Below are 22,062 nucleotides of genomic sequence, written 5' to 3'. Positions count from 1 at the left end.
TGCCGCAGCATGGTCAACCCGTTATTTTGTAAATGCAGGCCAATTTTCATATGTCTTATTGGCACCCAGTGCTTATAGATTGAGCGTGAGCAGCTATCAAAAAAGTACTTAAAAAGTGTAGCGAATCCTAAAACGCCCGCACTTCACCACGCGGCACAAACTGCCCCATGCCTTCGCGGCCCAGCCACTGCGGGCCGTCCACGATCAGCGTGCCGCGCAGAAACACCTTTTTCACCTGGCCGCGCAGCGTGCGGCCTTCGAGCAACGTGTAGTCGCAGTTGCCGTGCAGATCTTTGGCGTAGATGGTCTGGCTGGCGGCGGGGTCGAACAGCACCACGTCGGCATCGCTGCCCACGGCAATCGTCCCTTTTTTGGGGAACAGGCCGAACAGCTTGGCCGGGGTGGTGGAGGTCAGCTCGACAAACCGGTTCAGCGACAGCTTGCCCTGCATTACGCCGATGTCGAACAGGCTGACCAGGCGCGTCTCGATGCCCGGTGCGCCGTTGGGGATGAGCGAGAAGTCGTCCTTGCCGCGCATTTTCTGCATGCGGTAGCCCAGGTGGCCTTCCTTCATGCAAAACGGGCAGTGGTCGGTGGCGATGACCTGCAGGTCGTCGTAGCGCAGGGCGCGCCACAGGTGCTTCTGGTCGTCGGGCGTGCGCAGCGGCGGGGTCATCACGTATTTGGCGATTTCCACGTCGTCGGTGTTGTAGACCGAATCGTCAAACAGCAGGTAGTGCGGGCAGGTCTCGGCAAACACCGGAATGCCTTCGGCCCGGGCGGCCACGATGTGCTTCAAGGCTTGGTTGCTGGAGACGTGCACAAAGTAGATGGGCGCATTCGCCAACTCGGCCAGGCGGATGCCGCGGTGGGTGGCTTCGCCCTCCAGGATGGCCGGGCGGGTCAGGGCGTGGTAGCGCGGCGAGGTGTGGCCGGCCTCCAGCGCTTCCTTGATCAGCAGGTCGATCACCGTGCCGTTTTCGGCATGCAGGGCCACCATGCCGCCGTCGGCACCCACCTGGCGCAGCATGCGGAAGATGGCGGCATCGTCGGCCATCATCACGCCGGGGTAGGCCATGAACATCTTGAAACTGGTCACGCCCTCGTGGCGCATGGCGTAGCGCACGTCCTGCAGCACCTGCTCGTCCACCCGGGTGATGATGACGTGGAAGCTGAAGTCCACCGCCACCTGCGATTCCGCGCTGCGCTGGGCGCGGGCAATGGCCCCCAGGGGTGAGTCGGTGGCCGTTTGCAGCGCAAAGTCTACGATGGTGGTGGTGCCGCCAAAGGCCGCGGCCTTGGTGCCGCTGGCAAAGGTGTCGCAGGTGATCGTGGGGCCGATCACGTTTTCCAGGTGCACATGGGTGTCCACGCCGCCGGGCAGTACGTACAGGCCGGTGGCATCGACGATGGCCACGTCTTCGCCTACCTGGATATTGCGGCCAATGGTGTGGATCACGCCGTCCTGCATCAGCACGTCGGCCACGTAGTCGTCGGTGGCCGTGATGATGCGCCCATTGCGAATCAGTGTGGTGCTGGTCATGCAATCACCTCGTCCAGATGTTTAATCAGTTTGTCGACCTCGGCGAAGGTGTTGTAGTGGGCGATGGACACCCGCACCACGCCGCCCTGGGTGTGCAGGCCCAGCGATTCCACCAGGCGCTTGGCATAGAAGTCGCCAAAACGGATGCCGATGCCGAACCGGTCGGTATGGCGCACGATGGATTCCGACATCTGCCCGGCCACCATGAAGCTGATGGTGGGCACCCGGCCCCCCTTTGCGGCGCTGTCCATGCCGATGATGCGCACCGACTTTTTGCTGCGCAAATACGCCAGCAGCCGCTCGGCCAGCGCGTCCTCGTGCTGCTCAAACGCGTCGAAGGCGCACTGCATTTTTTGCCGTGCGGTGCCGGTACAACCGAGTTCGGTGCCTACGGCTATCAGGTAGTCGTTGATGCCCATGCAGCTGTACGACAGCTCGTAGTTCACATTGCCCGGCTGCAGCTTGTAGGGCAGCACGTCGGCACCGATGAAGTAGTGGTTCAGGCTGGGCAGCGACAGCAGCAGCTCGCGCTGCACCCACAGCACCGCGTAGTGCGGGCCAAACACCTTGTAGAAGCTGAACACGTACATGTCCGCCCCGCTGGCCTGCACATCCACCAGCCGGTGCGGCGCGTAGGCCACGGCATCCACGCACAGGCGCGCGCCCACGGCGTGGACCCGGCGGGCGATCTCCGCCACCGGGTTGATGGTGCCCAGGATGTTGGAAGCGTGGGTTACCGCCACCCATTGGGTGCGGGGCGACAGCAGGCGGTCCAGGTCGGCCAGGTCCAGCGCCAGGGTCTCGGGGTTCACCTCCCACACCTTGACCACCGCACCCGCCGCCTGCAGCCGCATCCAGCCGCCGATATTGGCCTCGTGGTCGGTGTTGCTGACGATGATCTCGTCGCCGGGCTGGATGCCCAGCTGGATGGCCTGCGTCACCTGGAACATCAGCGAAGTGGTGGAGCCGCCCATCGCCACTTCGTCGTCAAACGGGGCGTTGATGAGTTCAGCCACCGCGCGGCGTGCCGCCAGCACCTTGGCCCCCGCATCTTGCGACTGGGCGTAGCTGGCACCCAGCTGCACGCTGCTGGTCAGCAGGTAGTCGCGCACCCGGTCGGCCACGCGGCGTAGTACCTGGGAACCACCGGCGTTGTCCAGGTAGGCGCAGTCGTTGCGCAGGGCCGGAAACTCGGCGCGGATGTGGTCTAGGTTGAGGGCTTGCGGCATAAAAATCAGTGTTGAAGAATGGCTTGCAGGAAAGCCTGGGTGCGCTCCTCGCGGGGCGCGCTGAAGAATTCGGCGGGCGGGGCCTGTTCGATGACCCGCCCGGCTTCCATGAAAATCACCCGGTCGGCCACGCGGCGGGCAAAGCCCATTTCGTGGGTCACGATCACCATGGTCACGCCGGTACGCGCCAGGGCTTGCATCACGTCCAGCACCTCGCCCACCATTTCCGGGTCCAGGGCCGAGGTGGGTTCGTCAAACAGCAGCACCTTGGGCTCCATGGCCAGCGCCCGGGCGATTGCCACCCGCTGCTGCTGGCCGCCCGACAACTGGCCCGGCAGCTTGTGGGCGTGTGCGGCCAGGCCTACCTTGTCCAGCAGCGCCAGGGCGCGGGCCTCGGCCTCGCGCTTGGGCATGTGGCGCACCCGCAGCGGGCCCAGCGCCACATTGGCCAGGGCTGTGAGGTGGGGAAACAGGTTGAAGCTCTGGAACACCATGCCCACTTCGGCGCGCACCTTGGCCAGGGCCTTGCCGCGCACCACTTTTTCGCCGTCCACCAGAATCTCGCCGCCCTGGTAGTCCTCCAGCAGATTGATGCAGCGGATCAGCGTGGATTTGCCCGAGCCCGACGGGCCGATGACCACCACCACCTCTCCGGTGCTGACCTCCAGGTCGATGTTGTGCAGGGCTTGGAATGTGCCGTAGGACTTGCACAGCCCCCGGATTTGAATCAGTGCCTTCATATCAGTCTTTAGCGTGTGGCAGCACGGTGCCGCGCTTCAAAAAAGCCCACCAGCCGCACCAGGGGCAGCAACAGCAGCAAGTACAGCACTGCCGCGCCAATCAAGGGCGTGGGGTTGGCGGCCAGGGCCTGGGCCTGGGTGGCCTGCTTCAGCAGATCGGGCATGGCCACCACCGAGGCCAGGGCCGTATCTTTGAGCACATTGATGCAGTTGCTAGTCAAGGGCGGCACCACGATGCGCAAGGCCTGGGGCAGCACCACGTCGCGCATGCTGCTGAAAAAGCCCAGGCCTATGGCATCGGCTGCCTCAAACTGGCCCTTGGGAATGGCTTCGATGCCCGCCCGCATGATTTCTGCCGTGTAGGCGCACGACACCAGCGACAGCGCCGCCGTGGCGGCGGCAAAGGACGTGAGCCGGATGCCCACAAAGGGCAGGGCGTAGTACACCAGCACCAGCAGGACCAGCAGCGGAATCGAGCGGAACACGTCGATGTAGACGCGGGCGATGGTGCGCAGCCAGGCCGGGCCGTACAGCCGCACCAGCGCCAGCAGCAAGCCGCCCACAAAGCCCAGCACAATGCTCACGGCCCCCAGCAGAATCGTGGTCCACAGCCCCTGCAGCAGCAAAGGCAGGGCATCCCGGAAAACCGGCCAGTTGAAGAAGGTGTCGAGCAGATTCATGCGGGGCTATCCGGTGTTTACAGTTTGGGAACGTCCATCACCATCACGCTGGACGATGTGTCGGGCGGTGTGGTGCCAAACCATTTCTTGTGCGTGGCGGCCACAAAGCCTTCTTTCTTCAGCGTGGTCAGTATCTCGTTCACCTTGGCCGCATCGGCAAAGTTCTTGGCATACATGAAAGAGTAGCGCTCGTTGGTGGGAATGCGCGCGGCAATGCGGTACTGCGGCTTGTCCTTGATGTAGTACTCCACGGCAGGGATGTCGCTGATGTAGCCGTCGATGCGGCCCGATGCCAGGTCCAGCATGGCGGGGGCCAGGCCTTCGTAGCGGGAGATGGTGGCGATCTTCAGCTTGGCGGTGTTTTGCGTGGCGTAGATGTCGCCGGTGGACGCGGTATCCACGCCCACGGTTTTGCCCGCCAGGTCTTCCAGCTTGTCGATCTTGGTGGCTTTCAGCACCGACAGGGACTGGTCGCTGTCGTAGTAGGGCTGGGCAAAGGCCAGCGATTCCAGGCGCTTGGGCGTGATGGTGATGCTGGACACCGCGATCTGGATGCGGCCCGACTGCACGGCGGGGAACAGGCCGTTGAACGGAATGTTCTCGATCTGCACCGACTTGCCCGCGCGCTTGGCAACCTCGTTGACCAGGTCGATCTCGAAGCCGACAAACTTGCCGGTCGCGTCCTGGAACTCCCAGGGCACGTTGCCAATGTTGGCGCCGACCGTCCAGTCGGCGGCCAGGGCCGAGGTGGCGGCGGTGAATGTGCCGACCGTCAGGGCGACGGTGGCAACGAGGGATGTGAATTTCATGCGGGCTACTCCTGAAGAACCGGGTGGAAGAATGGATTTCCGACAGCGGTGTGCATTGCAAATGTCTGGAGCCGCAAAGATAGCAAATTGAATAAAATAAATCAATAAAAATTAAAATGAATTATTTGAGCCAAAACGGTGCAAAAAAAGGGGCTTGCACCCGTTTGGCGCAAGCCCCTCTTGTTTGTGCACCAAGTGCGGTGGCGGTGCTTACTTCTTGGCGACCAGGCCGTAGATCACCAGCAAGATAATGGCACCTACCACCGAGGCAATCCAGCCAGCGGCGGCACCCGGCGCGTACCAACCCATCTTTTGGCCGATGAAACTGGCACCGAACGAGCCGGCAATACCCAGAATGGCCGTCATGATGAAGCCCAGCTTGTCGTCACCGGGCTTCACGGCCCGGGCGATCAAACCCACGATCAAACCCACGATGATGGTGCCGATCAAAGAAAACATAGAAATTCTCCGTATACAAAGTTAGCAAGAAGCTGCAATGTACCCTGACTTTGTTAAGTTGCCATGGCACCGGCTGATTCCAGCTGCTCCGACAGCGCCATCCAGCGCACTTCCAGCGCGGCCATGTCGGCGGTGACCTTTTTGAGCCGCTTGCCCGCCTGGCCGATCTCGTGGGGGTTCTTTGCTGCGGCCAGTTTTTCGTCCAGCCCGTCTTTTTCCAGCTGCAGGGCTGCCATCTCCACGTCGATCTTGTCCAGGTCGCGCTGCAAGGCCTTGGTGTTGACCACCGGGGCGGCCACCACCACCGGCGCAGGCGCTGGTGCGGCGACTTTGCCCGCTTCCTTGGCGGCTTCGCGCATGCGTTTGGCTTCGTCCAGCAGGTAGCGCTGGTAGTCGTCCAGGTCGCCGTCAAACGGCTCCACGCCGCCGCGCGACACCATCCAGAACTCGTCGCACACCGAGCGCAGCAGGGCCCGGTCGTGGCTGACCAGCATCACGGTGCCTTCGAACTCGTTGAGCGCCATCGCCAGTGCTTCGCGGGTGGCCAGATCCAAATGGTTGGTAGGCTCATCCAGCAGCAGCAGATTGGGGCGCTGCCAGACGATCATGCACAGCACCAGGCGGGCTTTTTCGCCACCGCTCATGCTGCCCACGGCCTGCTTGACCATGTCGCCGCTGAAGTTGAAGGTGCCCAGAAAGCTGCGCAAATCTTGCTCGCGCGTGCCCTGGCCGGCCAGTTTGCCCGCGACGGTGGTTTCTTTCACCAGGCGGATCATGTGCTCCAGCGGGGTGTCGGCGGGGCGCAGCACGTCCAGCTCTTGCTGGGCGAAGTAGCCGATGTTCAGGCCCTTGCCTTCCAGAATTTCGCCGTGGATAGGCGCCAGCGCCCGGGCCACGGTTTTCACCAGGGTCGATTTACCCTGGCCGTTGGCACCCAGAATGCCGATGCGCTGGCCTGCCAGCACCGACTTATTGACCTTTTGCACGATGACCGTGGGGCCGGTGCCCTCGGGTGCGTCCTCAGCAGGTGGGTAGCCAAAGGTGGCATCCGACATCGACAGCATCGGGTTGGGCAGGTTGGCGGGCTCCTTGAACTCGAAGGTGAACTCGGCCTCGGCCAGCAGCGGCGCAATCTTTTCCATGCGGTCCAGCGCCTTGACCCGGCTTTGCGCCTGCTTGGCCTTGCTGGCCTGGGCCTTGAAGCGAGAGATGAACTTCTGCAGGTGGGCAATCTTGTCCTGCTGCTTGGAAAACGATGCCGACTGCTGCTCCATCTTCTCGGCGCGCATGTCTTCAAACTTGCTGTAGTTGCCGCCGTAGCGGTTGAGTTTGGCGGTTTCGATGTGCACCGTCACGTCGGTGATGGCATCCAGAAATTCGCGGTCATGGCTGATAACCAGCATGGTGCCGGTGTAGCGCTTGAGCCAGGCTTCCAGCCACACCAGCGCGTCCAGGTCCAAGTGGTTGGTGGGTTCGTCGAGCAGCATCAGGTCGGATGGGCACATCAGCGCGCGCGCCAGTTGCAGGCGCATGCGCCAGCCACCCGAGAAGCTGTTGACCGGGTTGTCCAGTTCGGTGGTTTTGAAGCCCAGGCCCAAAATCAGCGCCTGCGCCCGGGCCTGGGCATCGCCCGAGCCCGCGTCGTACAAGGCCATGTAGGCGTTGGCCATGCGTTCGCCGTCTTCGGTCAGCTCGGAGGCATCCACTTCCTGCTGGGCGGCCAGCAGGTTGGTGTCGCCTTCCACCACAAAGTCGGTGGCACTTTGGTCGGTTTCGGGCATGTCCTGGGCCACCTGGGCCAGCCGCCACTGCGACGGCACATAAAAGTCGCCGCCATCTTCGTGCAGCGTGCCATTGAGCAGCGCAAACAGCGTGGATTTGCCCGCGCCGTTGCGGCCCACCAGGCCGACCTTTTCGCCGGGGTTGATGGTGACATTGGCGCTGTCTAACAGGACCTTGGCGCTGCGGCGCAGAACGACGTTTTTCAGGGTGATCATGGTGAACTGGATCACCACGAGGCGGTGATCGAAAAAAACTAAAGGGAAGCGAGGGCTTCGCGGGTGACCAAGAGCACTTGGTCTTCGCCTGCGCTGGTGTCTAACCACACCACTTCGAGCGCGGGGAAGGCGGCTTCAAAGTGTTCGCGCTCGTTGCCGATTTCCAGAACCAGCACCGCGAGAGGGGCCATTTTCGCAGAAACCTCTTGCAGCAGTTTGCGGACAAAGTCCATACCGTCTTTCCCGCCCTCCAGCGCCAGCGCGGGCTCGGCCTGGTACTCGGCGGGCAGCTCGGCCATGCTCTGGCTGTTGACGTAGGGCGGGTTGCACAAAATCAGGTCAAACAGGCCGTCCACCTGGGCCAGGCCGTCCGATTCCACCAGGGTGATGCGGCTTTGCAGGCTGTGCTTGTCCACATTGATGCGGGCCACGGCCAGGGCCTCGGGGCTGATGTCGGCAGCGGTGACCTGCACGTCGGGGTAGACCATGGCCGCCAGCACGGCCAGGCTGCCGTTGCCGGTGCACAGGTCGAGCACGCGGTGGGATTCCTCGCGCAGCCAGTAGTCGATGCCGCCGTCCATCAGCAGCTCGGCTATGAAGCTGCGCGGCACGATGGCGCGCTCGTCCACGTAAAACGGCACGCCCTGCAGCCAGGCCTCTTGCGTGAGGTAGGCGGCGGGCTTGCGGCTGAGGATGCGTGCTTCCAAAAGTGTAGCTACTTGTGCTTGCTGCTCGGGCGTGACGGCCTGATTCTCTACAGAATCCAGATCGTCCAGCGGCAGGCCCAGTTTCCACATCACCAGCCAGGCGGCTTCGTCGAATGCGTTGGTGGTGCCATGGCCGAAAGACACGCCTGCGGCGGTGAGCTGGGCGGCGGATTGCTCTATGAGGGTGAGGACGTTCATGGAAGGCAAGACAGGTTTTCGAGCGTACGGCGGTAGATGTTTTTCAGCGGCTCGATGTCGGCCACCACGATGTGCTCGTCGATCTTGTGGATGGTGGCGTTGGGCGGGCCGCACTCGATCACCTGCGGGCAGATCTGGGCGATGAAGCGCGCGTCGCTGGTGCCGCCGGTGGTGGACAGCTCGGTGGTGATGCCGGTCTCGGCCAGGATGGCAGCGCGCACGGCATCCACCAGGGTGCCGGGGGTGGTCAAGAAGGGCAGGCCGCCCACCGTCCAGGCGATGTCGTAACTCAGGCCGTGGCGGTCCAGCACCTCGTGTACGCGGCGCTGCAGGCCGTCGGGCGTGGATTCGGTGCAGAAGCGGAAGTTGAAGTCCACCACCACCGTGCCGGGGATGACGTTGTTGGCACCGGTGCCCGCGTGGATGTTGCTCATCTGCCAGCTGGTGGGCTGGAAGAAGGCGTTGCCGCCGTCCCACTGGGTGGCCACCAACTCGGCCAGGGCGGGCATGGCCAGGTGGATGGGGTTTTTGGCCAGCTGCGGGTAGGCGATGTGGCCTTGCACGCCGCGGATGGTGAGCTTGCCGCTCATACTGCCGCGGCGGCCGTTTTTGACCATGTCGCCGGTGCGCTCTACCGCCGTGGGTTCGCCCACGATGCAGTAGTCCATCTGCACGCCGCGCTCTTTGAGCAGCTTGCAGACCACCACTGTGCCGTCCACCGAGGGGCCTTCCTCGTCGCTGGTGAGCAGCAACGCGATGGACAGCGGGGTGTCGGGCTGGGCAGCCAAAAACTCTTCTACCGCCACCACGAAGGCGGCGATGGAGGTTTTCATGTCGCTCGCGCCCCGGCCAAACAGCTTGCCGTCGCGGTGCGTGGGGGTGAAGGGGTCGCTGCTCCACTGCGCCAATGGGCCGGTGGGCACCACATCGGTGTGGCCTGCAAATGCTATGAGTTTAGGAGCTGCTTGTGCTGATGGAATAAGCGCTGGAGCCTTAAAACCCTTAAAAGTGCTGCGGCGCACTGCCCACAGGTTGGTGACCCGGAAGTTCTCCGGCCCGCTCTCAATGGTCTCAAACACAAAGCCCAACGGGGCGAGGCGCTCGGCGATCAGGGGCTGGCAGTGTGCGTCGTCCGGGGTGACGGAGGGCTGGGCAATCAGTTGCTCGGCCAAATACAGGGTCTGGGACATAAGTAGAAAAATGAAGGCCGCACAGGTTACGGTCGCACATCCAAGGTGAAGTCGGAAAAGCTGGGTTCGTCGTCGGCCTCGGCCTGCAGCACCTCGATATCGACCTTCTGGCTGGCGCGGGCAAAGTCGTTTTGCAGCCGCCACATCAGGTTGGTGGCCGAATCGGCGTTGGCCAAGCCTTCCTTGCGGTCGATCACGCCGTCGGTGATCATGCGGGCCAGGTCGCTTTCGAAAGTTTGCGAGCCCTCGGCCAGCGACTTCTCCATGGCATCCTTGACCCCGCCGATGTCGCCTTTTTCGATCATGTCGGCCACCAGCAAGGTGTTGAGCATGATCTCCACTGCAGGCACGCGTTCGCCGGAGGGCGTGCGCACCAGCCGCTGCGAGACGATGGCGTTCAGCGCCACGGCCAGGTCGGCCTGCATGGTGGCGCGCACTTCTACGGGGTAGAAGTTGACGATGCGGTTCAGCGCCTGGTAGGAGTTGTTGGCGTGCAGTGTGGCCATGCACAAATGGCCGGTCTGGGCGTAGGCAATGGCCGCCGACATGGTTTCGCGGTCGCGGATTTCGCCGATCAAGATGACGTCCGGGGCCTGGCGCAGCGCGTTTTTCAGGGCCACTTCGAGCGAGGCGGTGTCGGTGCCGATCTCGCGCTGGTTGACGATGGAGCGCTTGTTTTTGTACAGGTATTCGATCGGGTCTTCGATGGTCAGGATGTGGCCGCCCGCGCGCTGGTTGCGGTGGTCGATCATGGCCGCCTGGGTGGTGGTTTTACCGGCGCCGGTAGAGCCCACCATCAGCAGCAGGCCGCGCTTTTGCATCACCAGGTCGCCCAGGATGGCGGGCACCTTGAGGCTGCTGAGCAGCGGCACTTCCACGTTGATGTAACGCACTACCACCGAATAGCTGCCGCGCTGGCGCATGGCGCTGACGCGGAAACGCCCCACGCCGGGCACCGAGATGGCCATGTTCAGCTCGCCGCTGGCTTCCAGCTCGGTGATTTTTTCGGCCGGTACTATTTCGGCCAGCAGGCTGCGCGGCGCGTCAAACTGCAGCAGTTGGCTGTTGACCGGCACGCACTGCCCGTTGATGCGGATCAGCGCGGGTGCGTTGGCCGACAGGTAGACATCGGAGGCCTTTTTCTCCTGCATCAAGCGCAGGATGCGTTCCATAGTGCTCATGGGCTACCTCCGATGGGGTCGTGAAATCAATCGCGAATCAGTCGCGCAGGAGGTCGTTCAGGCTGGTCTTGGAACGCGTTTGCGCATCCACGCGCTTGACGATGATGGCCGCGTACAGGCTGTACTTGCCGCCGTCCTTGGGCAGGGTGCCGCTGATAACCACCGAACCCGAGGGAACGCGGCCATAGGTCACGGTGTCGGTGGCACGGTCGTAAATCGGGGTGCTCTGGCCGATGTACACGCCCATGGAGATGACCGAGTTTTCTTCGACGATCACGCCTTCAACCACTTCGGAGCGCGCGCCCACAAAGCAGTTGTCTTCGATGATGGTGGGGCCGGCCTGCAGAGGTTCCAGCACGCCGCCGATGCCCACGCCGCCGCTCAAATGCACGTTCTTGCCGATCTGCGCGCACGAACCCACGGTGGCCCAGGTATCGACCATGGTGTTCTCACCCACATAGGCACCGATGTTCACGTAGGAAGGCATCAGCACCGCGCCCTTCGCGATGAAGCTGCCACGGCGGGCCACGGCGGGCGGCACCACGCGCACGCCGGTAGCCTTCATTTCTTCGGCGCTCAGGTGGGCGAACTTGGTGGGCACCTTGTCGTAGAAGCCCAGCGATCCGGCCTGGATGATTTCGTTGTCTTTCAGGCGGAACGACAGCAGCACGGCCTTCTTGATCCACTGGTGCACGGTCCACTGGCCCACGGCCTCGCGGGTGGCGACGCGCAGGTGGCCGTTGTTCAGCTCGCTCAGCACGTGCTCGACGGCATCGCGCACTTCGGCGGTGGACGCGGTGGGCGACAGGTTGGCGCGGTCTTCCCATGCGGCTTCGATGGTGGCTTGGAGTTGTTGTGTCATGGTTTTAATTTTTCAGTTACGGGATTGGATGAATTGGCGGATACGGGTAGCGGCTTCGGCACACTCTGCGGTTTCGGCCACCAGGGCCATGCGGATGCGTTGGCGGCCCGGGTTCTGGCCATGGGCTTCGCGCGCCAGGTAGCTGCCGGGCAGCACCGTGACATTGTAGGCAGCCAGCAGGTCGCGGGCGAAGGCGACATCGCTGTCCAGGCCGTCCACCAGCGCCGGGCCGGGCACCTGCGCCCACAGGTAAAAACCCGCGTCGGGCAGGGCCACATCCATCACCTCGGCCAGGATGGGCGTGACTTCGGCAAATTTGCTGCGGTACAGGGCGCGGTTTTCGACCACGTGGGCTTCGTCGTTCCAGGCTGCGAGGCTGGCCGACTGCACCACCGGCCCCATGGCGCTGCCGTGGTAAGTGCGGTAGAGCAAAAACGGCTTGATGAGGGCTGCGTCGCCCGCCACAAAGCCGCTGCGCAGGCCGGGCACGTTGCTGCGCTTGGAGAGGCTGGTGAAGGCGATCAGGTTCTTGAAATCGCTCCTGCCCAGTTGGGCGGCCGCTTCCAGCCCGCCCAGCGGAGGTTCGTCGCGGAAGTAGATCTCGCTGTAGCACTCGTCGGAGGCAATCACAAAGCCGTATTTGTCGCTGAGCTCAAACAGCTTTTGCCATTCGCTCAGCGGCATCACCGCGCCGGTGGGGTTGCCGGGCGAGCAGACAAACAGCAGCTGGGTGCGGGCCCACACCTCGGCAGGCACGCTGTCCCAGTCCACCGCGAAGTTGCGCGCCGGGTCGCTGGGGGCGTAGTAGGGCGTGGCCCCGGCCAGCAGGGCCGCGCCTTCGTAGATTTGGTAGAACGGGTTGGGGCAGACCACGGTAGCGCCCGGCTGGGTGGGGTTGATCACGGTCTGGGCAAACGCAAACAGCGCCTCGCGCGAGCCGTTCACCGGCAGCACCTGGGTGGCGGGGTTCAGCGCCAGGCCGTAGCGGCGCTGGATCCACTGCGCCATCGCCGTGCGCAAAGCGGGTTCTCCGCCGGTGGCCGGATAGCCCGAAAGACCTTTGATACCGCTGAGCATGGCCTGCTCGATGAACGCAGGCGTGGCGTGCTTGGGCTCGCCAATGCCGAGGCTGATGGCGCGGTAGGCGGGGTTGGGGGTGACGCTGGCGAAAAGTTGCTTGAGCCGCTCGAAAGGGTAGGGCTGGAGGGTGGAGAGCAAGGGATTCATGGGGCCTGATTATCGTTGCAGCCACTTATGATCCCCACCACACTATTGTTTAAAGCTGCCATGACCGATTTCACCAAAGTAGTCCTTTTTACCGACACCGACGGCGTTGCCAAATTCCGCGACGAACAGATTCCCCTGACAGAGGGCAAACCCACCTCCCAGCTCAGCGCCCTGCAGGCCAGCGGCGGCTTCCAGCTGCGCCACAGCCCGGTGGGTTTTGCCAGCACCTTCCACTGCACCACCGACCCGCAGTGGGTGGTGATTTTGGCCGGGCAGATGGAAATTGGTTTGCAGGACGGCACGGTGCGCGTGTTCCAGCCTGGCGACCATTTCTATTCGGCGGATGTGCTGCCCGCCGGGGCGACGTTTGATGACAAGGTGCATGGGCATCGCAGCCGCCTGGTGGGGGACGTGCCGTTGGTAACTATGTTTGTGCAGGGGTGAGTGGTGGCTTGGATTTCAGCTCAATCGTTAGCGAGGTAGGTTGAGTACGCTTCCAATCTCTGCTAGGCACTGGCCTTCAAATTTATCGAGGCGTGTAGTTGTCGTGCCAACGATGTTTATTTGACGTCTATCGGGCCGGGACTCGAGTCCAATTATTCGGAGCGCACGTGTGTGGTCGATTGAATGCATGACGATCGGTGTACTCGGAGTTACCGTAGCTCCATGGGTTTGCAACTCTGCAAAAGTAATACAAGCAAGGGATGTGTTGACCGAGAGAGCAACGTCCACGACATATGAGTCGGGGTTAATTTTGATTAACGCGACAGTCCCGAAGGAAAAGACGCTTCCAGGATTAGCTGATAAGCGTGTAAACCTTCCTAGTGAAAGAGATGTTAAGTCGGACTCCAGGTTCATCTGCAAGTGCTGTTTGACGCGCTTGCTAAATGATTTTTCGGTATCTGTCTGGAACGCGTGAATTTTCTCAATCAGATGTACTGTTGTCGTCTTTGGGCTTACACATCCTGCTAATAAAGCGCACGAGAGTGAGAGGTATGCGATGTAGAGGTGCTCCATAAATCTAGTTTGATGTAGATCGTAGGATGGGAGCATCCTCTTTGTGTCCACTTATTTCACCGCTTTCAACGGGCTGCGCTGGGCCAGGTCGTCCATATAGCCCGCAATGCCCGCCCCCTCGCGCTCCAGAAAGCGCTCCACCGCATCGGCAAACGCCGGGTGCGCCAACCAGTGGGCGCTGGTGGTTTTGACGGGGAGCAGGGCGCGGGCCATTTTGTGTTCGCCCTGCGCGCCGCCTTCGAAGCGGGCCACGCCGTGGGCGATGCACCACGCCAGCGGCTGGTAGTAGCAGGCTTCGAAGTGCAGGCAGTCCACGCGTTCCAGCGCGCCCCAGTAGCGGCCATAGGCGATCTGGGTTTTTGAGCCATTTTGGCCCTCTGCGCCCATTCCATCGGCGGTAACAGCTATCAAACTGCTAGCAATGGGGGTTTTGACCCCGTCCACCTCGCGTTCGGCCACAAACAGCAGCCAGTGCTCGGACATGGTGTCGGCCATGCGCTGGAAGAAGTCGCGGCTGAGGTAAGGCGCGTTGCCGTGCTCCAGGTAGGTGCGCTCGTAGCAGCGGTAGAAGAAGTCCCAGTCTTGCGGCGTGATGGCGGCGCCCCGGGCCGAGCGGAACGTTACGCCCGCATCGGCCACCTTGCGACGCTCCTGGCGGATTTTTTTGCGTTTGTCCTGGGCCATAGAGGCGAGGAAGTCGTCGAAGTCGCGGTAGCCCTCTAACGTGTTGGTCCAGTGGAATTGCACGGTGTGGCGCAGCATTAAACCGGCATCGGCGCAGGCGGCCACATCCACCGGGTTGGCAAACAGGATGTGCAGCGACGATAGTTTTTCGTGTTCACACCAGGCCACCAGCGCCTGGACCAGCACGGCGCGAGATTCCGCATCCCGCGCCAGCAGCCGTGCACCCGGCACAGGGGTAAACGGCGCGGCCACCACGGCCTTGGGGTAGTAGGGCAGGCCGTGCTGCTGGTAGGCATTGGCCCAGGCCCAGTCGAACACGTATTCGCCGTAGGAATGGTCTTTGATATACAGCGCGCAGGCGGCCTGCAGCACCTCGTTCAGCCACACCGTGACGAGCCGCAGCTTCCAACCGGTGGCAGGCGTGGCGCTGCCACTGTGGTGCATCGCGGCCAGGTATTCATGGCGCATGAAGGGACTGGCATCGGTTTGTAAGGCCAGCAGGTGGTTCCAGGCATCGGCGGTAAGCTGCGAGGGCGAGTCCAGCACCCGAATGACATAATCAGTCGGATTGTCTTCCACCCCGTTTTGGCTTGCCGCCACCACCGTATTTTTTGTTTCCATGACTCTCAAACTCTGTGTTGCCCAGCTCAATTTTGTCGTCGGCGACCTGGCCGGTAATGCGCAAAAAATCATCGATGCTGCCCGCACCGCCTACGCCGACGGCGCCCGGCTGGTACTGACCCCCGAGCTGTCGATTTGCGGCTACGCAGCGGAAGATTTGTTCCTGCGCCCGGCCTTCACCGCGGCCTGTGATGATGCCGTGAAAACAGTGGCCCGCGAACTCGCCGGGTTAAAAGGCCTGCACGTGGTGGTGGGCCACCCGCAGGGCGGCGACGACCGCACCAAATCGGTGGCGGTGCAGCACCGTTTCAACGCCGCCAGCGTGTTCTGCGAAGGCCAGTTGGTGGCCCAGCACATCAAGCGCGAGCTGCCCAATTACCAGGTGTTCGACGAGCGCCGCTACTTCACGCCGGGGAACGGCGTGTGTGTGTTTGCGGTAGAGGGCGTGCGGGTCGGCCTGCTGATTTGTGAAGATGCCTGGTTCGAAGCCCCTGCGCGTGCCGCCAAAGAAGCCGGGGCCGAGCTGCTGGCCGTCATTAACGCCTCGCCTTTTCACATGGGCAAGGGCGGCGAACGGGTTTTACGCATGGCCGACCGCGCCCGCAGCGTGGCGCTGCCGCTGGTGTACGCGCACATCGTGGGCGGGCAGGACGAGGTGGTGTTTGATGGCGGCTCGTTCTGCGTCAATGCCGACGGCACCCTGGCGGGCCGCGCCCCCAGTTTTAAGGAAAATCTGTTCTCCGTGCGTGTCCATAGGGCGCAAGCAGCTATCAAATTGGAAGCAAGCATCGAACCCGAGCGCAGCCTGCATGCCGAGCTGTGGGATGCGCTGGTGCTGGGCCTGCGCGACTACGTGGGCAAAAACCGCTTTCCTGGCGTGCTGCTGGGATTGTCGGGCGGCATCGACTCGGCCCTGGTGCTGGCGATTGCGGTGGACGCTTTGGGCAAAGACCGCGTGCGGACGGTGATGATGCCCTCGCCCTACACCGCCGATATTTCCTGGATCGATGCACGCGACATGGCCGCCCGGGTGGGCGTGCAGTACGACGAAATCTCCATCCTGCCCGAGTTCGAGGCCTTCAAGACCTCGCTGGCCGTGCACTTCATTGGCCGTGACGAGGACACCACCGAAGAAAACATCCAGGCCCGCATACGCGGCACGCTGCTGATGGCCTTGAGCAACAAGTTCGGCAGCATCGTGGTCACCACCGGCAACAAGAGCGAAATGGCTACCGGCTACTGCACGCTGTACGGCGACATGGCGGGCGGCTTCGCGGTCATCAAGGACGTGGCCAAAACCCTGGTTTTTGCCCTGGCCCGCTGGCGCAACGCCAACGACCCGTATGGCACCGTTAGCAACCCGATTCCCGAGCGCATCATCACCCGCCCGCCCAGCGCCGAGCTGCGCGCCGACCAGACCGACCAGGACAGCCTGCCGCCCTACGAGGTGCTGGATGCGATTCTGGAGCGCTACATGGAAAACGACCAAAGCCTGGAGACCATCATTGCCGCCGGGTTTGCACCTGCCGACGTAGAGCGCGTGACCCGGCTGATTAAAATCAACGAGTACAAACGCCGCCAGTCGCCCGTCGGAATCCGGGTAACCCACCGCAGCTTTGGCAAGGATTGGCGCTATCCTATTACGAGCAAATTCCGCGCTTGAACAACTGAGACCTGAGCCATATGAAACAAATTACCGCCATCCTGAAACCTTTCAAAGTCGAAGAAGTGCGCGAGGCCCTGGCCGAATGCGGCGTAACCGGCCTGACCGTCACCGAAGTCAAGGGTTTTGGCCGCCAGAAGGGCCATACCGAGCTGTACCGCGGTGCCGAGTACGTGGTGGACTTCCTGCCCAAGGTGAAAATCGAGGTGGTGGTGAAAACCGAAGAGGTGGACCGCTGCGTGGAGGCCATCGTCCGCGCCGCCCGTACCGGCAAGATCGGTGACGGAAAAATCTTTGTGACCAGCGTGGAACGGGTAGTGCGCATCCGCACTGGCGAGCAGGATGAAGCGGCTGTATAGGCACACCCCCAGGCTACACACTGCGTGTTTTCGCCAACCCCCTTGCAGGGGGCGAACCCAGTGGCCTGGCATAGCCAGTTCCACGGGTTCCCTGGCATTTTCAGCTCGCCTGCGGCTTTGCCTTGGGGAAGTGGGCTGGTATTAGTTGAAGCGCTGCACCAGCGCCAGTATCCAGATGGTGGCCGTCATCAGCACGGTCAGCAGTACCGCTGCGCTGCCCATGTCTTTGGCGCGCTTTGACAGGGGGTGCCATTCGGGGCCTATGCGGTCAATCGCAGTCTCGATCCCGGTGTTGAGCAACTCCACCACCATCAACAGCACCACCGAGCCCGCCAGCAGGGCAAATTCCACCCAGCTCTGGGCTATCCAGGCGGCCAGTGGCACCAGCACCATGGCGGCAATGGCCTCCTGGCGGAACGCAGTTTCATTCCAACCGGCCCGCAGCCCCGCCAGCGAATAGCCCGCGGCGTGCCAGAGGCGGGTGAGCCCCTTGCGGGATTTTTGGGCGGTGGGCGATTCCATTAAAACTTAGCGGCTTAAAGGGAGAGAACCGACCAGCCGGGTGCCCGCCAGCGCGTCGTGCCAGAACTGGCGCTGCGGGTGAAAGCGGCTCAGCAGCGCCCAAACAGCCACCCAGCCCAGCATGATGACCAGGGCTTCGCCGACCGGCAGCCCAAATGGGGCGATGACGGCCAGGGGCGGCAGAAACCAGAGCCAGCTCCATACATAGCGCAGCAGGGCGCGTGGCTGGCTGATGGCCCGGCCATCGCGGCCCACCACGCGGATGTTCCAGGTCTTCATGGCCAGGGTCTGGCCCTTGGCCCAGAACCAGGTGAAGTAAATGCCGAAGATCACAAACAAAAACGCCTGCAAGCCGGCCCGGTTGTCCAGGGCGTGGCGGGTCTGGCTCAGGGTGCCGAACAGGTAGCCTGCGATGAAGACCACGCCAAACATCAGCATGCCTTCGTACAGCCAGCAGGCCAATCGGCGGCGCAGGCTGGGGGCAGTCAGGTTTATCGGGGCGGTGGGGGGGAGGGCAGTTGCCGCGGTAGCCGTCATTGTCCGGCGGGCTGGGCCGGGCGGGGCACGACGGAATTACCGGTGCTGAACCGGTAGGCGGGCAGCGGCAGCAGGGTGCGGGGGTTGATCTGGTGCGACCCGGTGGCAATCGACGGGCCCTTGGGCTCGTTTTTGCGTTCAGGTGGCACGGTGGCCAGCTTTTGCGCCGGGATCAGTTTCACGCCAGTGGCGGCACCGGCCAGCTTCTTTTGCACTTGCTTGGCCAGTTTGGCTTTTTCTTCCGGGTCCAGGGTTTGGTAGGCCTCCCATTTGGCCTGCTTTTCGGCAGGCGACAGGCGTTTGGCTTCGGCAAAGTTCAGCCGCGCCTGGCTGCGCTGCGTCACGCTAAGGGCACCCCAGTCCAGCATGCGCTCTTGCAGCACGGCCTGCATGGTGGGCGACATTTTTTCAAAGTTGACGGACAAGGCCACCCATTTGCGCTTTTGCTGCTCGCTGATGTTGTTCCAGTGCTTGGCCAGAGGCTTGAGAGCCTGCTGCTGCGCTGGGGTGAGCTCGTTCCACAACGGCCTTTGGTCGGGCTTGCTGGCGGATGCCAAAGGAATGGAGGCCGCGCCAAGATTGGGCTCGGTCTCGGCCCACACCACGGGCAATACGCCCAGAGACAACACCACCGCCACGCAGGAGGCAAACCACAGGTTCCAGGGCGATAGCAGCATCCGTATCCGTTTCGATCAGGGGTTGGTGGAGTCTCGGTTGGCCTTGAGGAATTCCACAAAACCAGGGTCGGTGTAGGCCGCAGTGGGCAGATCGTCGGTGAGCAGGGCGGTATCGACTTCGGCCAGTTCGTCGGCACGCAGGTCGTTTTGCACCACGTAAATCGTCAGCAGCCCGGCTACCAGCGCCAGCAGCGGCAAGGCGGCGGCAACCCGGGCCCACCAGTTGGGGTTGTCGTTGCCACCTTGGCCACCCAGGGTCAGCGCAGCCGTGCCGCCGCCCTGGCTGGCCACTACGGTGGCGCTGCGCATGACGACTTGTTTGCGGTGGGCCAGGGCCTGCATGCGCGCAATGCGCAGGCGTTCGGAAATGTCGTGCGGCAAGGTGGCCGAACCTTCGGACAGGCGTGCCGTGACGTTGCGCGCAAAACGGTCTTGCGCCGACAGCATGGAGGGAGTTTGCAGCTGTGTCATAAATGTATTCCTCTGGCCTTGAGCGCCTTGCTAAGCGACTGTACTGCGCGGGAGCAGTGGGTTTTGACGCTGCCTTCCGAGCAGCCCATGGCGCTGGCGGTTTCGGCAACATCCATCTCTTCCCAGTAACGCATCAAGAACGCTTCTCGTTGACGCGCTGGTAACTCTTGTATCTGGGTGTCAATTTCACGCAATACCTGTGCCCGGCCCGTGGTGTCTTCGGCGCTTTCGTTACGTTCGGTGTTGTCCGATGACTGGAAGGTCTCCAGCAGGTCGAAATCGCCATCGCCATCGGCCGAATCGAAGTCGCTCATGTTCGAAAACAGGGCGTTGCGGGTCTTTTGGCGGCGAAACCAGTCCAGCGTGCAGTTCGACAAAATCCGCTGGAACAGCATGGGCAACTCGGTCACCGGCTTGTCGCCATAGTGCTCAGCCAGTTTCATCATGCTGTCTTGCACGATGTCCAGCGCCGATTCTTCGTTGCGTACGTGGTAGACCGAGCGTTTGAAAGCCCGGTTTTCGACGCTTTTGAGAAAATCGGAAAGTTCGCGTTCAGTGGCCAAAAGGGGAGTTGCCTGTGGAGCGGAGCGGTGAAAAGGCGTGTTTTTTTGTAAAACCCAATGCCCCGGTCTGGGGCGCTTGCGGGCGGATTATGGCATTGACCGGCGATTTTCTTGGTGCGCCCGCCAATTTTCGCGTAGGAGGATGCCATAATCCGCCTTGCTAGTCAAAAAGCAAACGGATCATGGTTCGGCGATGCAAGCAGCTCGCCCATGGCTTTGGTCTTAAGTTCCGACACAACTCCAAAAGAGTGCGTGAAGGGGCACCCAAGGTATTTCGTTAGAGAAATTCACAAAGGTTCATCATGGAAATCAATAAAGCCGAAATCGCTTCGGCCGCCGCAGCATCCTCTTCTTCCACCGCCCCCGGTACTTCGCGTTCCGCTCCTGTCGATCTGATGGGTGCCGAGATTCTGGTGAAGTGCCTCCAGGCCGAGAACGTCAAGCACATTTGGGGTTACCCCGGTGGCGCAGTTTTGTACATCTACGACGCGTTCTATAAGCAAGACACCATCCAGCACGTGCTGGTGCGCCACGAGCAAGCAGCCGTGCACGCCGCCGACGGCTATGCCCGCGCCACCGGCGATGTGGGCGTGGCCCTGGTCACGTCCGGCCCCGGCCTGACGAATGCCGTCACCGGCATTGCCACCGCGTACATGGACAGCATCCCCATGGTGATCATCAGTGGCCAGGTGCCTACGCACGCCATTGGCCTGGATGCTTTCCAGGAATGCGACACCGTCGGCATCACCCGCCCCATCGTCAAGCACAACTTCCTGGTGAAAGACGTGCGCGATCTGGCCGAGACGCTGAAAAAAGCCTTTCATATTGCCCGTACCGGTCGCCCCGGCCCGGTGGTGGTGGACATTCCGAAAGACGTGTCTTTCAAGAAGACTCCTTTCCATGGCTACCCCGAAACCATCAGCATGCGCTCGTACAACCCGGTGCGCAAAGGCCACGGCGGGCAGATCCGCAAGGCCTTGCAACTGCTGTTGGCCGCCAAGCGTCCCTACATCTACACCGGCGGCGGTGTCTTGCTGAGCAATGCCTCGCAAGAGCTGCGCACTTTGGTGGACATGCTGGGCTACCCCTGCACCAACACCTTGATGGGCCTGGGTGCTTACCCTGCCAGCGACAAGAAGTTCCTGGGTATGCTGGGCATGCACGGCACCATCGAAGCCAACAACGCCATGCAGCACTGCGACGTGCTGCTGGCCGTGGGTGCCCGCTTTGACGACCGCGTGATCGGCAACACCAAGCATTTTGCGCAAAACGAACGCAAGATCATCCATATCGACATCGACCCGTCGAGCATCTCCAAGCGCGTCAAGGTGGATGTACCCATCGTTGGCGACGTGAAAGAAGTGCTGACCGAGCTGATCGCCATGATCAAGGAAGCCGGTACCAAGCCCGATGCCGATGCGTTGGGTAGCTGGTGGAGCACCATCGAAGGCTGGCGCAGCCGTAACTGCCTGAAGTTCAGCATGGGCTCCAGCGACGTGATCAAGCCGCAGTACGTGGTCGAAACCTTGTGGAACATGACCAAGGATGCCGACACCTACATCACCTCCGACGTGGGCCAGCACCAGATGTGGGCCGCGCAGTACTACCGCTTTGACGAACCCCGCCGCTGGATCAACTCCGGCGGTCTGGGCACCATGGGTGTGGGCATTCCCTACGCCATGGGTGTCAAGCTGGCCAAGCCCGATAGCGAGGTGTATTGCATTACCGGTGAAGGCTCGGTGCAGATGTGCATCCAGGAGCTGTCTACCTGCCTGCAATACAACACGCCGATCAAGATCGTCTCGCTGAACAACCGCTACCTGGGCATGGTGCGCCAGTGGCAAGAGGTGGAATACGCCGGCCGCTACAGCAGCAGCTACATGGACGCACTGCCCAACTTCGTCAAGCTGGCCGAGGCCTATGGCCACGTCGGTATGCTGATCGAGCGCCCCGAAGATGTGGAGCCCGCCCTGCGCGAAGCCCGCAAGCTGAAGGACCGCACGGTGTTCATGGACTTCCGCACCGACCCCACCGAGAACGTGTTCCCGATGGTGCAGGCTGGTAAGGGCATTACCGAGATGCTGCTGGGTAGCGAAGACTTGTAAGTCAAATCAGGCTCTACCGCC

General features: G+C 62.2%; 22 protein-coding genes. 4 read left to right on the top strand and 18 right to left on the bottom strand.

The features are described from left to right. Positions 1–127: 127 nt before the first annotated feature. From hydA to dapC, 12 genes are all read right to left on the bottom strand, one after another. Positions 128–1,543: a dihydropyrimidinase gene (gene hydA / locus AC097O_RS11070; RefSeq protein ID WP_479592826.1), complete on the bottom strand. Its 1,416-nt coding sequence runs from the start codon at positions 1,541–1,543 to the stop codon at positions 128–130. After that, on the bottom strand, positions 1,540–2,772 hold the full coding sequence (locus tag AC097O_RS11065; RefSeq protein ID WP_479592825.1) for a cysteine desulfurase-like protein: 1,233 nt from the start codon (positions 2,770–2,772) through the stop codon (positions 1,540–1,542). Before AC097O_RS11065 ends, hydA begins: the two co-directional genes overlap by 4 nt. A gap of 5 nt (positions 2,773–2,777) precedes the next feature. Beyond that, on the bottom strand, positions 2,778–3,512 hold the full coding sequence (locus tag AC097O_RS11060) for an amino acid ABC transporter ATP-binding protein (protein WP_479592824.1): 735 nt from the start codon (positions 3,510–3,512) through the stop codon (positions 2,778–2,780). Between the two features lie 8 nt (positions 3,513–3,520). Next, positions 3,521–4,192: an amino acid ABC transporter permease gene (locus AC097O_RS11055; protein ID WP_479592823.1), complete on the bottom strand. Its 672-nt coding sequence runs from the start codon at positions 4,190–4,192 to the stop codon at positions 3,521–3,523. 17 nt (positions 4,193–4,209) lie between these two features. Further along, positions 4,210–5,001, bottom strand: coding sequence for a transporter substrate-binding domain-containing protein (locus AC097O_RS11050; RefSeq protein WP_479592822.1), 792 nt, complete (start codon positions 4,999–5,001; stop codon positions 4,210–4,212). Positions 5,002–5,211: 210 nt separating this feature from the next. Next, a complete protein-coding gene (locus tag AC097O_RS11045; protein ID WP_479592821.1) occupies positions 5,212–5,460 on the bottom strand; it encodes a GlsB/YeaQ/YmgE family stress response membrane protein in 249 nt (82 codons plus the stop codon). 53 nt (positions 5,461–5,513) lie between these two features. Then, positions 5,514–7,457, bottom strand: a complete 1,944-nt coding sequence (locus AC097O_RS11040; protein WP_479592820.1) for an ABC-F family ATP-binding cassette domain-containing protein — start codon at positions 7,455–7,457, stop codon at positions 5,514–5,516. Between the two features lie 38 nt (positions 7,458–7,495). Continuing rightward, positions 7,496–8,362 (bottom strand): 50S ribosomal protein L3 N(5)-glutamine methyltransferase, encoded by an 867-nt coding sequence (gene prmB, locus AC097O_RS11035; protein WP_479592819.1) that lies wholly within the window; start codon positions 8,360–8,362, stop codon positions 7,496–7,498. Continuing rightward, on the bottom strand, positions 8,359–9,552 hold the full coding sequence (gene dapE / locus AC097O_RS11030) for a succinyl-diaminopimelate desuccinylase (protein WP_479592818.1): 1,194 nt from the start codon (positions 9,550–9,552) through the stop codon (positions 8,359–8,361). The genes prmB and dapE overlap by 4 nt, the downstream gene beginning before the upstream one ends. 26 nt (positions 9,553–9,578) lie before the next feature. Further along, complete coding sequence (locus tag AC097O_RS11025; RefSeq protein ID WP_479592817.1) at positions 9,579–10,733, bottom strand: PilT/PilU family type 4a pilus ATPase; 1,155 nt, start codon at positions 10,731–10,733, stop codon at positions 9,579–9,581. Positions 10,734–10,770: 37 nt separating this feature from the next. After that, positions 10,771–11,595, bottom strand: a complete 825-nt coding sequence (gene dapD, locus AC097O_RS11020) for a 2,3,4,5-tetrahydropyridine-2,6-dicarboxylate N-succinyltransferase (protein ID WP_479592816.1) — start codon at positions 11,593–11,595, stop codon at positions 10,771–10,773. 12 nt (positions 11,596–11,607) lie between these two features. Continuing rightward, the gene (gene dapC, locus AC097O_RS11015; protein ID WP_479592815.1) at positions 11,608–12,822 is read right to left on the bottom strand and encodes a succinyldiaminopimelate transaminase; all 1,215 of its coding nucleotides are present in this window, start codon (positions 12,820–12,822) and stop codon (positions 11,608–11,610) included. A 60-nt stretch (positions 12,823–12,882) separates the two neighbouring features. Here dapC and AC097O_RS11010 point away from each other — a divergent pair, with 60 nt between their 5' ends. Continuing rightward, entirely contained in the window at positions 12,883–13,266 is a 384-nt protein-coding gene (locus AC097O_RS11010) for a cupin domain-containing protein (RefSeq protein ID WP_479592814.1), read from the top strand. A 624-nt stretch (positions 13,267–13,890) separates the two neighbouring features. On the opposite strand, the gene AC097O_RS11005 is transcribed toward AC097O_RS11010, so the two are convergent. Further along, positions 13,891–15,144 carry a GNAT family N-acetyltransferase gene (locus AC097O_RS11005; protein WP_479592813.1) on the bottom strand — a complete coding sequence of 418 codons (1,254 nt, stop codon included), beginning with the start codon at positions 15,142–15,144 and terminating at the stop codon, positions 13,891–13,893. Between AC097O_RS11005 and AC097O_RS11000 the strand changes: the two genes are divergently transcribed. Both AC097O_RS11000 and AC097O_RS10995 read left to right on the top strand, forming a co-directional pair. After that, positions 15,143–16,807 carry an NAD+ synthase gene (locus tag AC097O_RS11000; protein WP_479592812.1) on the top strand — a complete coding sequence of 555 codons (1,665 nt, stop codon included), beginning with the start codon at positions 15,143–15,145 and terminating at the stop codon, positions 16,805–16,807. The genes AC097O_RS11005 and AC097O_RS11000 overlap by 2 nt on opposite strands. Positions 16,808–16,827: 20 nt before the next feature. After that, entirely contained in the window at positions 16,828–17,166 is a 339-nt protein-coding gene (locus AC097O_RS10995; RefSeq protein WP_295960317.1) for a P-II family nitrogen regulator, read from the top strand. Positions 17,167–17,307: 141 nt separating this feature from the next. Here the strand turns inward: AC097O_RS10995 and AC097O_RS10990 are convergent, their stop codons facing one another. The 5 genes from AC097O_RS10990 to AC097O_RS10970 are packed head-to-tail and all read right to left on the bottom strand — an operon-like array spanning position 17,308 to position 19,936. Next, positions 17,308–17,688, bottom strand: coding sequence for a diacylglycerol kinase (locus AC097O_RS10990; protein ID WP_479592811.1), 381 nt, complete (start codon positions 17,686–17,688; stop codon positions 17,308–17,310). 6 nt (positions 17,689–17,694) lie between these two features. Next, positions 17,695–18,225: an RDD family protein gene (locus tag AC097O_RS10985; RefSeq protein WP_479592810.1), complete on the bottom strand. Its 531-nt coding sequence runs from the start codon at positions 18,223–18,225 to the stop codon at positions 17,695–17,697. After that, positions 18,222–18,902, bottom strand: a complete 681-nt coding sequence (locus AC097O_RS10980; protein ID WP_479592809.1) for a DUF3106 domain-containing protein — start codon at positions 18,900–18,902, stop codon at positions 18,222–18,224. The genes AC097O_RS10985 and AC097O_RS10980 overlap by 4 nt, the downstream gene beginning before the upstream one ends. 15 nt (positions 18,903–18,917) lie before the next feature. Next, positions 18,918–19,373: a DUF3619 family protein gene (locus AC097O_RS10975; RefSeq protein ID WP_315184833.1), complete on the bottom strand. Its 456-nt coding sequence runs from the start codon at positions 19,371–19,373 to the stop codon at positions 18,918–18,920. Then, on the bottom strand, positions 19,370–19,936 hold the full coding sequence (locus tag AC097O_RS10970; protein WP_479592808.1) for an RNA polymerase sigma factor: 567 nt from the start codon (positions 19,934–19,936) through the stop codon (positions 19,370–19,372). Before AC097O_RS10970 ends, AC097O_RS10975 begins: the two co-directional genes overlap by 4 nt. A gap of 302 nt (positions 19,937–20,238) precedes the next feature. On the opposite strand from AC097O_RS10970, the gene AC097O_RS10965 reads away from it, so the two are divergent. Next, positions 20,239–22,041 (top strand): acetolactate synthase 3 catalytic subunit, encoded by a 1,803-nt coding sequence (locus AC097O_RS10965; protein ID WP_479592807.1) that lies wholly within the window; start codon positions 20,239–20,241, stop codon positions 22,039–22,041. Positions 22,042–22,062 lie beyond the last annotated feature (21 nt).

It is taken from the genome of Rhodoferax sp. LS1P39 (genome assembly GCF_056521425.1).
This window is presented reverse-complemented; position numbering and strand designations above follow the sequence as displayed.

What these genes read in the sequence shown, in the direction of transcription:
- hydA (WP_479592826.1), bottom strand. Translation starts at nt 1,543, where the DNA reads ATGACCAGCACCACACTGATTCGCAATGGGCGCATCATCACGGCCACC.
- AC097O_RS11065 (WP_479592825.1), bottom strand. Translation starts at nt 2,772, where the DNA reads ATGCCGCAAGCCCTCAACCTAGACCACATCCGCGCCGAGTTTCCGGCC.
- AC097O_RS11060 (WP_479592824.1), bottom strand. Translation starts at nt 3,512, where the DNA reads ATGAAGGCACTGATTCAAATCCGGGGGCTGTGCAAGTCCTACGGCACA.
- AC097O_RS11055 (WP_479592823.1), bottom strand. Translation starts at nt 4,192, where the DNA reads ATGAATCTGCTCGACACCTTCTTCAACTGGCCGGTTTTCCGGGATGCC.
- AC097O_RS11050 (WP_479592822.1), bottom strand. Translation starts at nt 5,001, where the DNA reads ATGAAATTCACATCCCTCGTTGCCACCGTCGCCCTGACGGTCGGCACA.
- AC097O_RS11045 (WP_479592821.1), bottom strand. Translation starts at nt 5,460, where the DNA reads ATGTTTTCTTTGATCGGCACCATCATCGTGGGTTTGATCGTGGGTTTG.
- AC097O_RS11040 (WP_479592820.1), bottom strand. Translation starts at nt 7,457, where the DNA reads ATGATCACCCTGAAAAACGTCGTTCTGCGCCGCAGCGCCAAGGTCCTG.
- prmB (WP_479592819.1), bottom strand. Translation starts at nt 8,362, where the DNA reads ATGAACGTCCTCACCCTCATAGAGCAATCCGCCGCCCAGCTCACCGCC.
- dapE (WP_479592818.1), bottom strand. Translation starts at nt 9,552, where the DNA reads ATGTCCCAGACCCTGTATTTGGCCGAGCAACTGATTGCCCAGCCCTCC.
- AC097O_RS11025 (WP_479592817.1), bottom strand. Translation starts at nt 10,733, where the DNA reads ATGAGCACTATGGAACGCATCCTGCGCTTGATGCAGGAGAAAAAGGCC.
- dapD (WP_479592816.1), bottom strand. Translation starts at nt 11,595, where the DNA reads ATGACACAACAACTCCAAGCCACCATCGAAGCCGCATGGGAAGACCGC.
- dapC (WP_479592815.1), bottom strand. Translation starts at nt 12,822, where the DNA reads ATGAATCCCTTGCTCTCCACCCTCCAGCCCTACCCTTTCGAGCGGCTC.
- AC097O_RS11010 (WP_479592814.1), top strand. Translation starts at nt 12,883, where the DNA reads ATGACCGATTTCACCAAAGTAGTCCTTTTTACCGACACCGACGGCGTT.
- AC097O_RS11000 (WP_479592812.1), top strand. Translation starts at nt 15,143, where the DNA reads ATGACTCTCAAACTCTGTGTTGCCCAGCTCAATTTTGTCGTCGGCGAC.
- AC097O_RS11005 (WP_479592813.1), bottom strand. Translation starts at nt 15,144, where the DNA reads ATGGAAACAAAAAATACGGTGGTGGCGGCAAGCCAAAACGGGGTGGAA.
- AC097O_RS10995 (WP_295960317.1), top strand. Translation starts at nt 16,828, where the DNA reads ATGAAACAAATTACCGCCATCCTGAAACCTTTCAAAGTCGAAGAAGTG.
- AC097O_RS10990 (WP_479592811.1), bottom strand. Translation starts at nt 17,688, where the DNA reads ATGGAATCGCCCACCGCCCAAAAATCCCGCAAGGGGCTCACCCGCCTC.
- AC097O_RS10985 (WP_479592810.1), bottom strand. Translation starts at nt 18,225, where the DNA reads ATGACGGCTACCGCGGCAACTGCCCTCCCCCCCACCGCCCCGATAAAC.
- AC097O_RS10980 (WP_479592809.1), bottom strand. Translation starts at nt 18,902, where the DNA reads ATGCTGCTATCGCCCTGGAACCTGTGGTTTGCCTCCTGCGTGGCGGTG.
- AC097O_RS10975 (WP_315184833.1), bottom strand. Translation starts at nt 19,373, where the DNA reads ATGACACAGCTGCAAACTCCCTCCATGCTGTCGGCGCAAGACCGTTTT.
- AC097O_RS10965 (WP_479592807.1), top strand. Translation starts at nt 20,239, where the DNA reads ATGGAAATCAATAAAGCCGAAATCGCTTCGGCCGCCGCAGCATCCTCT.